The sequence below is a fragment of the Streptomyces sp. NPDC001231 genome, from assembly GCF_042896885.1.
In the GTDB taxonomy this organism is placed as follows: domain Bacteria; phylum Actinomycetota; class Actinomycetes; order Streptomycetales; family Streptomycetaceae; genus Streptomyces.
In genome coordinates, this window is record NZ_JBIAXS010000020.1 from 68,191 (window position 1) to 80,873 (window position 12,683).

Genomic DNA, 12,683 nt, shown 5'->3' on the forward strand with positions numbered 1-12,683 from the left:
TGATGCCACCCATAGGAGCCAGATCACGTCCTAAGGCGGTTCGTAGCGAGCATGTCGCCCCAAGCAGCAAAGAAAGCCCCACAGTGGAACATTTCGGGCATTTACTACGCAGTCGGGTAGTACGTCACATCATTGCGCCCCGTCCGGCCGACGGCTAAACATTGCTGTCGTTGCTCCGAGCCACGAGACGGACGACCCGGCGAACTCCGCCGGATCCGCCCGCTCCGGTCCGTGCAGCACGGGGCTCCGCCCCACGCCACCGCAATCGATTGCGGCCGGCACCCCGACGACGTCCCCCACTGGAGGGTTACTTCCGTATGACCACGACCGCTCGCACCGCCCGCTTCGCCCGTCTGCGCACCCTCACTGTCACCGGCATCGCCACGACCGGCGCAGCTGCCGCCGCCCTGACCCTGATGCCGTCGCCCGCACAGGCCGCCGAAGCGACGCAGGTGCACGCCTCCTCCGTGGTCGCGGCCCGCTCCACCGACAGCCACGCCTACAGCGGCAAGACCGGCTACGGCAACAACCTCGACGGCTGGATCAAGCAGTCCCTGGCCATCATGAAGGCCAAGGGCATCCCCGGCAGCTACGAGGGCCTGCACCGCAACATCATGCGTGAGTCCGGTGGCAACCCCAACGCCCAGAACAACTGGGACATCAACGCCCGCAAGGGCACCCCCTCCAAGGGTCTCCTCCAGGTCATCTCCCCCACGTTCAACGCCTACCACGTCGCCGGCACCGCCCACAGCCTCACCGACCCGGTGGCCAACATCACCGCGGCGGCCAACTACGCGGCCCACCGCTACGGTTCCATCGACAACGTGAACTCCGCGTACTGATCCCGCTCACGCGGTACTGATCCAGCGCACGCACACGCGCACGACAGGGCCGGGGCCGGCAGCGACAACCGCTGCCGGCCCCGGCCCTGTCCGTCGCTGGAGGCGTCGGCACCCTGCGTAGTCACCGAAGGGGCGGACAAATGCCCAATAAAGTACCGTGTGATGGTCATGACGAGCGCGGCTCGCCATGAGGAAACAGCCGCGAGACAGGCGGCTGCGGGGAGGCCACAGCACCCGTACAGGCCAGGAGACGAACTCATGACATCACGTGTCCGGCAGATCAGGAGCCGCCGTTCCACAGCCCTGCGCTGCGCGGCACCGCTGGTCACCCTGGCGCTGGCCGCCACCGGCTGCGGTGCGTCGGTCACGCCCGGGCGAACAGGCGACTCGCCCCGATCCCCCACCACCGCGGACGCGCCCCCCGCCGCCGCGAGCACCCCCTCGCCGACACAGACGGCCACCTGCACCGACCGCTACTTCTCCGGCATGACCACCGCTCAGCGGGTCGGGCAGCTCTTCATGGGCGGGGTCTCCGCGGCCCACCCCGACCAGGCCCAGCTGCGCACCCTGCGCGACAACCACGTGGGCGCCATCATGCTGACCGGCCGCAGCACCGCCGGCACGACGGCGACGAGGAAGACAGTCGACGGCTTCCGGGGCCAGGCGGACCAGGTCGGCGGCCGCCGGGTCGGTCTGCTGGTCGCCACCGACCAGGAGGGCGGCCAGGTACAGGTGCTGAACGGCCCCGGCTTCTCGGCCATACCCAACGGCCTGACCCAGGGCAGCTGGCCGACCGCGACGCTGCGCAGTCAGGCCGCCGGATGGGCCAAGCAGCTGAAGGCCGCCGGCGTCGACCTGAACCTGGCGCCGATCGCCGACGTCGTGCCGGCCGCGCTGGGCACCCGCAACATGCCCATCGGGTTCTTCAAGCGGGAGTACGGCCACACCCCGGAAACCGTGACCTCCCACTCCGGTGCCTTCGCCGCCGGCTTCGCGCAGTCGGGCGTGATGACCACGCTCAAGCACTTTCCCGGGCTGGGCCAGGTGATCGGCAACACCGACACCACCGCCAACGTCGTGGACTCGGTGACGACCGCGAGCAGCTCCAGCCTCGAGCCCTTCCGGGCCGGGATACGGGCCGGCTCCCCCTTCGTGATGGTCTCGTCGGCCACCTACACCAAGATCGACCCCAACCATCTGGCGGCCTTCTCACCGACGGTCATCGGTCAGCTGCTGCGCGGCCGGCTCGGCTTCAAGGGCGTGGTCATCTCGGACGACATCGGGAACGCGGTCGCGGTGCGGTCCTTCAGCCCCGCCCAGCGGGCCGTGAACTTCATCGCGGCGGGCGGGAACATGATCCTCACGGTGCGGCCGAGCACCGTGCCCGCGATGACACAGGCCATCGAGGCCCGGATGCGGCAGGACGCGTCCTTCCGAGCCAAGGTCGACGACAGCGTGCGCCGGATACTGGCCGCCAAGCAGTCCGCGGGACTGCTCGACTGCCACTGAGGGTCCCTGCCCGCGACTGCCGCTGAGGCTCTGCCTGCGATCAGGCGCGCGGGTCAGGTGCTCAGGGTGCGCGATCAGGTGCTCAGGGTGCTCGGGTCGGGTACTCGGGATGCGCCCGAGGTGCCTCAGGCAGCGGCTGTCATCGGGCGGCCGCTGCGGGCGAAGGCGTTCCAGAGCTGGACGAGCAGACGGATGACGAGCGCCTCGATCACGGCGACCGCCACTTGTGTGAGGAGCGAGGTCAACAGGTGGGGCACGGGGTGCCGCCCTTCTTGTGCATGTTCGGGTCACTTACCTTTGTCCGCTGCCGCGACGTCGCGCGGGCCGACCGCAGGTGACCGCGGGTTTAACTTTCGGTTTCGCCTGGGACCGGGGGACGCGCGGGGTCAGCCGGCCGTGGTCGCGACCACGAGACCGAGACCGATCAGCACGACGCCCGTGGTCCGCCCGAGTATGCGGCGGGTCCCCGGCCTTTCGAGGACGCGCCCGGCCCTGGACAGCAGAAGAGCATAGCCGCCCAGCCAGGTGAGGGTCAGGGTGGCATGGAGGAGGACCAGCAGCGTCATGGCCCAGGCGGCGGGCAGCTGCGGCGGGGCCAGGGTGGGAAGCAGTCCGGAGTAGAAGACGGCGATCTTCGGATTGAGGGCGTTGCCGACCAGGCCGGTCCGCCATGGGCTCCCGACGGCGGGGGAGCCGCTGTCCGTGCGGGTGGTGTGCGAGGCGCTGCCGCGGTTCTGCCACAGCGCCTGCGCGCCCAGGAAGACCAGGTACCCGGCGCCGAGGAGCTTGACGACCAGGTAGGCCGTGGGTGAGGCGGCGAGCACGGCCGCGAGTCCGGCCACGCTCAGCGCGCCCCAGAGCAGCAGCCCGGTCGCGATCCCGCCCACGGTGCGCAGCGCGTCCCCGGGCCCGGCCGCGAGGGCGCGTCGTGTGACCACCGCCATGTCCGGGCCGGGCACGGCGGTCAGCAGGCCGAGGACACCGAGCGCGGCCGCGAAATGGGTCAGCACGCCGGTCTCCTCCTGATCGGACTGACGGGAGTGGTCAACGGGGGGTCCTTCCGGTGTGGCGCGTCCAGTGATCGGCGACGGAGTGCGGGTTGGCACCCGGGCCCTCGGTGCTCAGCAGCACGAGCACCGAGGTCGCGTCGCGCCCCGGGGCCGTACGGCGCTCCTCGCCGCCCGCACCGGTGAGCACCGTACGGAGGCCGGCGAGCGCGGCGGCTCCGCAAGGGCCCGAGGAGACCCGAGGGCCGTGAGGCGGACGGCCGCGCGGGCGCTGTCGGCGTCGGGGACGGCGCGGACCACGGCGGCGCACGACGGGAGGCGTTGTCAGGCACATGTTGAGGATCCATGCCCTCGTACGGTCGGTCCAGCGAACGTTTTCGACCTGTACTCGTCGGAGAAACCGATGATGCAGCAGGCCGATCCGCGACGGCGAGGAGAGCCCCGGCGATGTTCGATCTGCACCGGCTGCGGCTGCTGCGTGAACTCAAGCACCGCGGCACGCTGGCCGCTGTCGCCGCCGCCCTGTCCTACGCCCCCTCCTCCGTCTCCCAGCAGCTCTCGCAGCTGGAGGCCGAAGTCGGCGTCCCGTTGCTGGAACCGGCCGGTCGGCGGGTGCGGCTGACCTCGCAGGCCGAGATCCTCGTCGCCCACACCGAAGCGGTCCTCGAACGCCTGGAACGCGCCGAGGCGGAGATCGCCACCTCGCTGTCCGATCTGACCGGAACCCTGCGTATCGCCTCGTTCCAGACGGCCGCCCTGGCCCTGGTCCCCACCGCGCTCGGCCTGTTGCGCGACCTCCACCCGCAACTGCGCGTCCACGTCACGCACATGGAGCCCGAAAGGGCCCTACCCGCCCTGCTGGCCCGGGACTTCGACCTGGTCCTCGCCGAGGAAAACCCCGGCAACCCCCATCCGCGGCCGTCCGAACTCGAACAGGAGGACCTGCTCGACGACCCTCTGCACCTCGCGCTGCCCCACCCGGCCGACAGCCCGGGCACCGACGGTCCGATGGCGGCGCTGCGCTCGCTCCAGGCACCCCTGGGTGATGGAACCCGGAGGCACGGCCGCACGGCACTGGGCCATGACCCTGTGCCGCGACGCCGGCTTCGAACCCGACGTACGCTTAGGGACCACCGACCTGCTGCTCCACCTCCGCCTCGTCGAGCAGAGGCACGCTGCCGCCTTCCTTCCCGACCTGGTCTGGTACGGGCACTCCCCCACGGTCGCTCTGCGGCAGCTTCCTCGCGGTCAGCGCGCGCGCCGCATCTCCACCGTCGTACGCCGCGGCGGCAGCCGTCACCCCGCCGTCCTCGCGTGCCGCGACGCCCTTCTCCGCGCGGTCACCCTCCGCTCCGGCCGGGCGTAGGGCAGCACAGCGCTCGAACTCATTTCGAGAGGGGTCGCGCGAAGCCGTCGACCTCGATGACGGCCCTGGTGAAATCGAGGGTTGTCAGTTCTCCGCGTCGGGCGCCTCGACAGGCGTCAGTGTCACGGTGCCGTCGTCGGCGACCGACCAGCCGGGGTTGTGACACACCTCCCAGCGGTGGCCGTCGGGGTCGGAGAAGTAGGCGTGGTAGCCGCCGAACGCCGCGCGTTGCGGCTCCTTGAGGACCGTCGCCCCCGCCGCACGGGCCCGCTCCACCGCCGCGTCCACGTCGGCGGGCGCATCGAGGTTCTGCGCGAGGGTGAAGGGGGTGCCGGCCACTGCCGCCTGCCCGGTGTCGGCGCCCAGGTCGGCCAGGGAGAAGAGCCCCAGGGCCAGCCCCCGGCCGATCTGGTAGAAGACGATCTCGTCCAGATCGAGCAACGGCGTCCAACCCAGGCCTTCGCTGTAGAACCGGCGGCTGACCGCCAAGTCCTCCACGCCCAACGTCACCAGGTTCAACTGCTGCTTCATCGATCGCCCCCACACGCCGCCAGGAATCGGTCGTCCGGGCGCAACGCTACCGCCCGCGACGGGGCGACCCGGTACAGGGCGCGGCAGCCCGTTCCGTTCGTTGCCCCTTTGGCCGGAACCGATACGTGAACTCCGGGCAGCGCCGATCCTGTTGTGCCAGGTTGGGGGTAGATGTCGGCTTGGTGGAGTACGTACGGATCAGGAGGTGCGCGTGAGCGGGCTGGCGGCGTCGTTGTGGGACTTGAGCAACGGGCAGGGCGTGCGGCAACTGTCCGAGCTGGGGCTGGCGCTGCTGTTGTCGAGCCTGATCGGCTGGGAGCGGGAAGCCAAGCAGAAGAGCGCGGGCCTGCGGACGCACACCCTGGTCGGTATCTCCAGCGCCTTGATGATGGAGGTCTCGCAGCACGGGTTCACCAATGTCCTGGGGCTGGAGAACGTCTCGTTCGACCCGTCCCGGGTGGCGGCGCAGATCGTCTCGGGGATCGGGTTCATCGGCGGCGGACTGATCTTCGTGCGCCGGGACGCGGTACGGGGCCTGACCACCGCGGCGACGGTCTGGCTGACCTGCGCCGTCGGCATGGCCTGCGGCGGCGGACTGCCCATCCTGGCGACGGCGACCACCATCGTGCACTTCCTGGTCGTCCGCGGATATCCGCGCCTGCTGTCCACCCGCCTGATGCCCGGCACGTCCACCAGCATCTTCGAGGCGCGTCTGACCTACCGGACGGGCACGGCGCTGCTGCCGCGCCTGATGCAGATCTGCACCGGTCGGGGCTTCCGCATCCTCCAGGTCAGAGTCGAGCGGCTGCCCGGGCGCACCGACGACGCCGCGAAAGTGCTGCTGGAGCTCGAAGGCACCGAGGATCCCGCCCAACTGGCGTCCGAGCTCTTCCAGGACGACGGAGTGATCGACGTGGAGATGACGACAGGCGACGAGGAATAGGCGGGTGCCCGCGTCTCGCCCGCGCGCCCACCCGCGACCGGGCGGGTACGGGATCGCGTCACGCCCGGCACCGCAGACAGGCGCGGACCTCCCGGCCGCCGCGTGTCTGGTGGACCTCGGTCGACTCCGCGAGGTAGCGGACGATGCCGGTGCCGCGGCCGTGTTCGTCCGGGGCCGTCTCGCGGTGGTGGTGCTCCACGGCGGTCCCGGAGTCGCTGACGACGATGTGCAGGGTGTCGTGGTCGAGGAGGAGCAGCAGCGTCATGTGCTCACGGCCGTACTGGGCGGCGTTCGCGGCGAGTTCGTCGACGATGAGGACGGCGGAGTCCCGCTCGCTCCGGGGAACGCGCCAGCAGTCCAGCAGATCCGCCGCGAAGTGACGGGCGGCCGAGACGTGCGCCTCCTGGGCGGGGAGAGTGAGCAGGGCCTGGTGACGGCAGTGCGAGAGCAGTGGTGGGCTCGGACAGGCGGGATCGGTCACAAACATGGTCTTGTGGCTCTTCTGTGGGGTGCGGAGGCCGGAATCCGAGGGGTGGCCCGGGAATCGGGTGGAATCGGTTCGGCGATACCCGAGTTGGCCCCTCATCCAGTTGCACGGAGACCGGGTACCACACGGTTCGGGACTGATTGCATCTTTCGCCGCATTTCTGCGGATGCCGGCCTTGGCTCGCCTACGCTCGCATCGTGACCAGCTTCTGACCGTCGCCCGTGACGATCTCGAAGTGCTGGATGGTTCCCGGTGAGAGCGGGATCGCTCCTGGAATCGTGGTGCCGGGAGGGTACTGGCCGGCCCGCCAGGTGGCGGCGTCCGCCCTGGCCCCGCCGGGCCCGATCGCCTGCAACCGGCAGATGACGCCCGCGGGCGCCCCTCCGGCGGAGACCTGGAGGACGCTGCCCCACGCCGAGGGCGAGACCTTCACCGACGCGGTGACGCCGGTGACGGGATCGTGTCCGGAGAAGGTGCGTGACGGTGCCTGCGTGGTCGGTCCGGGCGGCGTCGCCTCACTGAGCACGGATCCGGTGGTCGCGAGCCATGTGCCGCCGATCGACGCCGCGATGAGCGTCAGGGTGGCGGCGGCTCCGGCCCACTGGAGCCGCCAGGTCCTGCGGCGCCTGGCCGCGGCCTGCCGGAGCATACGGTCGAGGAGGCCCGCTTCGGCCACCTGAGGGGCCGCGGACGTGTCGGAGCGTGCCGGAGGCGCGTTCGACGCGGTCTCGGCGGCCCGCCGCACCAGCCGGTCGGCGAGGTCCCCGCTGACGGCGGGCATCGCCCGACCCGCGGCTTCGGCTTCGACGTCGGCTGCAGCAGCTTCGGCTTCGGTGACCGTCGCGAGCAGGGCCGGCAGTCCCGCCAGCTCCGCGTGCTCCTGCCGGCACTCGTCGCACACCGCGAGGTGGGCTCGCACCCGCTCGCTCTCCGCCGGGGACAGCGCGCCCAGGACGTATCCGCCCAGCGCCAGCCGGAGGGCGTCGTGGTCGTTCATGGTCGACACCTCCTCCACGCCGCCGTCATGACTCGATCCCCCGTTCCCGGAGCGCGAGCCTGAGTGCGTGCAGGGCGTAGTAGGTCCGCGACTTCACGGTGCCCAGTGGGATGCCCAGCACGTCCGCGGCTTCCGCCATGGTCCGGCCCCGGTAGTACGTCTCCAGCAGCACGGCGCGATGGTCCGGGGACAGCGTCCGCAGGGCGTCGGCCACCGCCCAGCTCTGCAGCGCCTGCTCGATCTGGTCCTCGCCCCGCGTCTGCTCGGCGGCCTGCTCCAGGGCCTCGCCGTCCACCTCGGGCGGCCTGGCCTTGCGGGCCCGGTGGCCGTCGATAACCACGTGCCGGGCGACCGTGCACAGCCATGCGCGCGCCGGACCGCGAGCCGGTTCGAACGCGGCGGGGTGCTGCCACGCGCGCAGCAGCGTCTCCTGCACGACGTCCTCGGCCCACTGCCGGTCTCCTGAGGTCAGTCGCAGCACGTAGTGGAACAGGGGGCCCGCATGCTCGGCGTACAGGGTGCGGAGCAGTTCCTCGTCCGTGGTCGAAGCGGTCCCCATACCAGGGACACGGTACGCGGAGCGGTCCGGTTCGGCCGTTGGACCACGTTTTCGGTGAGTCCATGGCATATGCCGATCATCGCGCAAATGCTCCCTTTTGTCGTGCGGCATCCGGCAGGCCGCCGCCGGTCACGGAGAAGTCCCCAGCTGGTCGCGGAGGGGCCCCACCGCCGTCGCTCACGCCTCGCGGCCTGGGGGCCGGCCGTCGCAGCCGTCGGCGCGCTCGGGCTGCCCAGCGCGTGCGGCCGGTCCTCGCACTCCCCGCCCGCCGCAGCCGGCGCCCTCACACCTGGTCATGAACAGAGTCGGCCGGCCGGGACGCCCGGCGCCGCCGGGCCCGGGGGCACGGCGGGTTTCTCGGCCGGCGCCCCGGCCCTGCCCGGCATGACCAGCATCCTGGCCGAGTTCGGCACGCTGCTGCTCCTGGCCGCCTGGCAGGCTGCGGCTACGGGGTTCCGCGGCCACCGGCGGCTACGGCCGGGGACAGGTCGTTGACGACCGCGTCACGGGTGGCGACGGGCCTGAGGCCGTAGCCGCGTTCGATGGTGGCGATGATGGAGGTGGTGTCGTAGACGGTGTGGTCGACGGCCGAGCGCGGCAGCGAGCGGGAGATGATCAGCGCGGGGACACGGGTGCCCGGGCCCCAGGCGTCATGGGCGCCGCGCGTGGGCGAGCCCGGTCCCGGGGGCGGCAGATGGTCCCACTGGCCGCCGAACTCGTCGTAGGTGACGACCACGAGCGTCCTGCCGGCCTGCGGGCCCTCCGTCACCGCCTTGAGCAGGTCGACGAGGTGGTCGCTGCCGGCCGCCTCACCGGCGTAGCCGGGGTGCTCGTTCTCGGCGCCGTAGGGCTTGACGAAGCTGACGGCCGGCAGCGTGCCGGTCCTGGCCGCCCGCAGGAACTCCGTCTCGTCGCGCAGGTGGCTGCGGCCCGGGGTGCCGGGGGCGTAGTCGGCGAAGTAGTCGAACGGCTGGTGGTGGTACTGGAAGAGCGGCCCGGGGTGCCCTGCCTCCGCGTCGTTCCAACCGCCGGAGTACCAGTTCCAGGAGACGCCGGCGGTCGTGAGCCGGTCGCCGATGTTGGGGTACTTCGCGTCGTCGATCAGCGGGATCCGGGGGCCGCTGCCGTACGGTGCGCTGGACGGCTGCACCGTGTTGACGGCCAGGTTGCCGCAGGCGTGCGCGTAGTCGGCCGGGTCGCCGTCCGGGCAGGCGGTGGTCAGAGCACCGTCCGCCACCGGGCCGGTCGCCCGGTACAGCGGGTACGAGGCCGGCATGCCGTCGGCGTCGAGGACCGTGTTCTTCGCGCCGGACGCACCGCCGCTGGTGTCCTGCGGCGCCCGCGCGGCGATCAGGTACTGGTGGTTGAGGAAGGAGCCGCCGAACGCTGCCTGGAAGAAGTGGTCGGCCAGGACGTAGCGCGGGGCGCCGGGGGCGTGCAGGTAGCGGTGGACCGGCAGTGACGTGGTGTCGTAGTGGCCCATCGTGAGGCCGACCGCGTCGGAGGCGGTGACGTAGCGGTCCTGCCGACCGCCGTCGATGGCGTACCGGTTCTGGTAGAAGCGGTGCACCAGGTCCCGGGTGCAGCCGCCGGGCAGGGCACCCGGGGAGTCCCTGACCACACCGTCGTCCGCGCGGACTCCGGGCGCGGGGCAGGTGCGGTCCTGCGGCCCGATGTGGTCGTCGACGGTGAACGGCTCGTTGGCGAACGCGCTCGCCTCGACCCCGTGGGCGGCGTCGCGGCAGGTCGACGACAGGGGCGGGCTGGTCAGGTTCACGTCGTTCTGGAGCAGGCAGCGATACGGCGTGCCGTCCTGGGCGCGTTGTGTGCGCTGCCGGGCGGTGGCCCGGGCCAGGCCCTCGACCTGCCGGCCGCCGACCGGTCCCCAGGTGCCGTAGAGGTTGTCGAAGGAGTGGTTCTCCTCGTAGATCATCACCAGGTGCTGGTAGCCGCCGGGCAGCGTGTGCGGCGCGGCCTGCCACTCCAGTGCGGCACACGAGGCCGAGGGCGTCAGGGCCAGGATCAGGGCGGCCGTACCGGCCGCGACAGCGGACAGTCGGCGTCCGGCGGGCGGCCGGGGTCGAGTGCTGCGTCCCATGGGGCTCCCTCCAGCGGTGGTTGACGGCATGTCAGGGGTCGGCCCTGGCGCGCCTCGGTCAGCCCGAGGCGGCCGGCGCGGAGAAAGGTAACGGGTCGATGCGTCCTTCGGCAGTGGGCGCGCCCAGCCGTGCGTGTGCGGGCCGGCCGGCGGTGCGGGCCGGGGCCGTGTCCCGGGAAAACCCATGTGCACCAGGCGTCTCGGGCATCGGCGTTTCGGCCACCCTGCCACCGCTCGACGGCGGCTCCAGTACGGCGACCGCGTGAGCGGGCCCTTGCTCCTCAAGGGGTCCACCGCGTCCGGAATCGAGCGTGTTCGAATCTCCCGGCACCTCGTTGTACCGGGCACTGCCGGGCCATCCAGGCGCGGTGCGAGCCCCAAGGAGGGATGCAGGTGACTGTGACTGACGCCTCGACCGCGAACGGGGAAACGCCTCCCCCGCCACCTCCCGCCACCATCACCTTCGAGGGCAAGCACGGCAGGAACCCCCTGGCGGAGGCCGGTTTCGGCGCCATGTGCCGCCGGCTTCCCGCCGTGCTCGGGCACACCGCGCGCATGGCCTGGTCCGTCGACAGGACCGGCGTCGTGCTCCTCCTGGCCTGCCAGCTCCTCACGGGCGCCACGGCCGCGCTCGTCCTCGCGTTCACCGCGCGGGCCATGACCCACATCCTCGGTACGGGCACCGTGTCCGAACGCCTGCACGGCGCGCTGCCCGCGCTGATCGTGGTCATGGCCGCCGCGGGCCTCGGCCGGATCGGCAGCGCCCTGTCCTCGTACGCCGACGGGCGGATCACACCGCTGCTGATGACCGAGGCGGACATCGCGCTCGTCGCCGCCGTGTGCCGGGTCGAGGCGTCGGCGTACGGCGAGGACGGCTTCGCCGACCGGCAGGAGGCCGCCGAGGTCGGTGTCACCCGGACCCGGTTCATGGTGCAGGACAGCCAGCGGTTCACGGCCGCCCTGATCCGCATGATCGCGGCGAGCGGTGTCATCACCGCCCTGCACCCGCTGATGCTGCCGCTGCTCCTGCTGGCCGTCGTCCCGGCCGGTGCCGGCGCCGTACTGTCCGCGCGGGTCGACTACGAGACCCACTACCTCAACGTCGGCGACCGCAACGTGCGCTCCATGATGCGCTGGTGGGCCACCTACTCGCGCTTCGGGGACGAGGTCCGCGCCAACGGCATGACCGGCTACCTGGTCTACTGGTACCGCGCCCTGTCCGACCGCATCGACCAGCGCACCCTCACCGCCGCGCCCCGCATGCTGCGCATCGTGCTGGCGACCAGCGCCCTGGGCGGCGTGTTCCTGCTCGGCACCTGGGTCACCCTCGCCTGGCTGGCCACCACCGGCCGTGTCGCCCTCCCGGTCGCCGCCACCGCCGTCGTCGCCGTGCAGACCACGCTGGCCGCGCTCTCGCAGTTCGTCGTCAACGGCGCCGCCATGTTCCACACCTCGCTCTACCTCGCCGACATGCGGTCCTTCCTCGACATGGCCCGCGAACGCGCCCCGAGGCGCGGTGAACTGACCATCCCGGAACGCGTGGACGAGATCCGGCTCGACGAAGTCGTCTACCGGTACCCGGGCAAGGACGAACCGGCCGTCAACGGTGTATCGCTCACCCTGCGCCGCGGCCAGATCCTCGCCGTCGTCGGCGAGAACGGCTCCGGCAAGTCCACCCTGGCCAAGCTCATCACCGGCATCCTCCTCGCGGACAAGGGCCGCGTGCTGTGGGACGGCACCGACCTCGCCCACGCCGACCCGGACGCCGTATGGCGGCGCACCGCTCTCGTCCCCCAGAACTTCGCCTGCTGGCCCCTGCGCACCCGGGAGAACATCACCCTCGGCCAGCCCCGCACCTACGACGACGGACCGGTCTGGGAGGCGGTCGAGGCCGTCGGCATGCGGGAGGCGGTCGAGAAACTGCCGCAGCAGCTCGACACCCTCCTCGCCAAGGAGCTGTGGGGCGGTGCCGAACTGTCCGGCGGCCAGTGGCAGCGTCTGGTCTGCGGACGGGCGCTGTACCGGCAGACGCCGCTGCTGATCCTGGACGAGCCGACCTCGCAGATGGACCCGCGGGGCGAGCACGGGATCTTCGGGAGGATCAAGGCCATCGCCGGCGAACGCATCACCATCGTCGTCACGCACCGCCTGGAGAACACCAGGATCGCCGACCACATCGTGGTCATGGAGGAGGGCCGCATCACCGAGCAGGGCCCGTACGACGAACTCGTCCAGGCGAACGGGGTCTTCGCGGACCTGCTGCGCCTGTCCCAGGACCGCTGACACCAGCCCGGCACGGCGGCGGCGCGACCCGCCCGCGGTCAGGCCTGTGCGCGGCCGCGGG

At 71.7% G+C, this 12,683-nt stretch carries 11 protein-coding genes and 1 pseudogene; 5 read left to right on the forward strand and 7 right to left on the reverse strand.

The genetic code is table 11. From position 1 onward, the window contains the following. The first annotated feature begins 317 nt into the window (after positions 1-317). Both ACFY3J_RS23995 and ACFY3J_RS24000 read left to right on the forward strand, forming a co-directional pair. Positions 318-842, forward strand: coding sequence for a transglycosylase SLT domain-containing protein (locus ACFY3J_RS23995; RefSeq protein WP_390841718.1), 525 nt, complete (start codon positions 318-320; stop codon positions 840-842). A gap of 258 nt (positions 843-1,100) precedes the next feature. Then, a complete protein-coding gene (locus ACFY3J_RS24000) occupies positions 1,101-2,351 on the forward strand; it encodes a glycoside hydrolase family 3 N-terminal domain-containing protein (protein ID WP_384178156.1) in 1,251 nt (416 codons plus the stop codon). 125 nt (positions 2,352-2,476) lie between these two features. Here ACFY3J_RS24000 and ACFY3J_RS24005 read toward each other — a convergent pair whose 3' ends face one another. Beyond that, entirely contained in the window at positions 2,477-2,608 is a 132-nt protein-coding gene (locus tag ACFY3J_RS24005; protein ID WP_384178153.1) for a hypothetical protein, read from the reverse strand. Between the two features lie 129 nt (positions 2,609-2,737). Further along, positions 2,738-3,361, reverse strand: coding sequence for a LysE family translocator (locus ACFY3J_RS24010; protein WP_390841719.1), 624 nt, complete (start codon positions 3,359-3,361; stop codon positions 2,738-2,740). A 444-nt stretch (positions 3,362-3,805) separates the two neighbouring features. Here ACFY3J_RS24010 and ACFY3J_RS24015 point away from each other — a divergent pair. Beyond that, positions 3,806-4,724, forward strand: a pseudogene (locus tag ACFY3J_RS24015) (LysR substrate-binding domain-containing protein). 84 nt (positions 4,725-4,808) lie between these two features. On the opposite strand, the gene ACFY3J_RS24020 reads toward ACFY3J_RS24015, so the two are convergent. After that, a complete protein-coding gene (locus ACFY3J_RS24020) occupies positions 4,809-5,255 on the reverse strand; it encodes a VOC family protein (protein WP_384178144.1) in 447 nt (148 codons plus the stop codon). Positions 5,256-5,466: 211 nt separating this feature from the next. Between ACFY3J_RS24020 and ACFY3J_RS24025 the strand changes: the two genes are divergently transcribed. Then, a complete protein-coding gene (locus ACFY3J_RS24025; protein ID WP_384178141.1) occupies positions 5,467-6,198 on the forward strand; it encodes an MgtC/SapB family protein in 732 nt (243 codons plus the stop codon). A gap of 58 nt (positions 6,199-6,256) precedes the next feature. Here ACFY3J_RS24025 and ACFY3J_RS24030 read toward each other — a convergent pair whose 3' ends face one another. The 4 genes from ACFY3J_RS24030 to ACFY3J_RS24045 form a co-directional block, all read right to left on the reverse strand. Beyond that, a complete protein-coding gene (locus tag ACFY3J_RS24030) occupies positions 6,257-6,679 on the reverse strand; it encodes an ATP-binding protein (protein ID WP_384178138.1) in 423 nt (140 codons plus the stop codon). A gap of 190 nt (positions 6,680-6,869) precedes the next feature. Then, a complete protein-coding gene (locus tag ACFY3J_RS24035) occupies positions 6,870-7,682 on the reverse strand; it encodes an anti-sigma factor family protein (protein WP_384178135.1) in 813 nt (270 codons plus the stop codon). Between the two features lie 25 nt (positions 7,683-7,707). After that, entirely contained in the window at positions 7,708-8,241 is a 534-nt protein-coding gene (locus ACFY3J_RS24040; RefSeq protein WP_384178132.1) for a sigma-70 family RNA polymerase sigma factor, read from the reverse strand. 445 nt (positions 8,242-8,686) lie between these two features. Beyond that, positions 8,687-10,339: a phospholipase C gene (locus ACFY3J_RS24045; protein ID WP_384178129.1), complete on the reverse strand. Its 1,653-nt coding sequence runs from the start codon at positions 10,337-10,339 to the stop codon at positions 8,687-8,689. Between the two features lie 387 nt (positions 10,340-10,726). On the opposite strand from ACFY3J_RS24045, the gene ACFY3J_RS24050 reads away from it, so the two are divergent. Further along, a complete protein-coding gene (locus ACFY3J_RS24050) occupies positions 10,727-12,622 on the forward strand; it encodes an ATP-binding cassette domain-containing protein (RefSeq protein ID WP_384178126.1) in 1,896 nt (631 codons plus the stop codon). Positions 12,623-12,683: the final 61 nt, after the last annotated feature.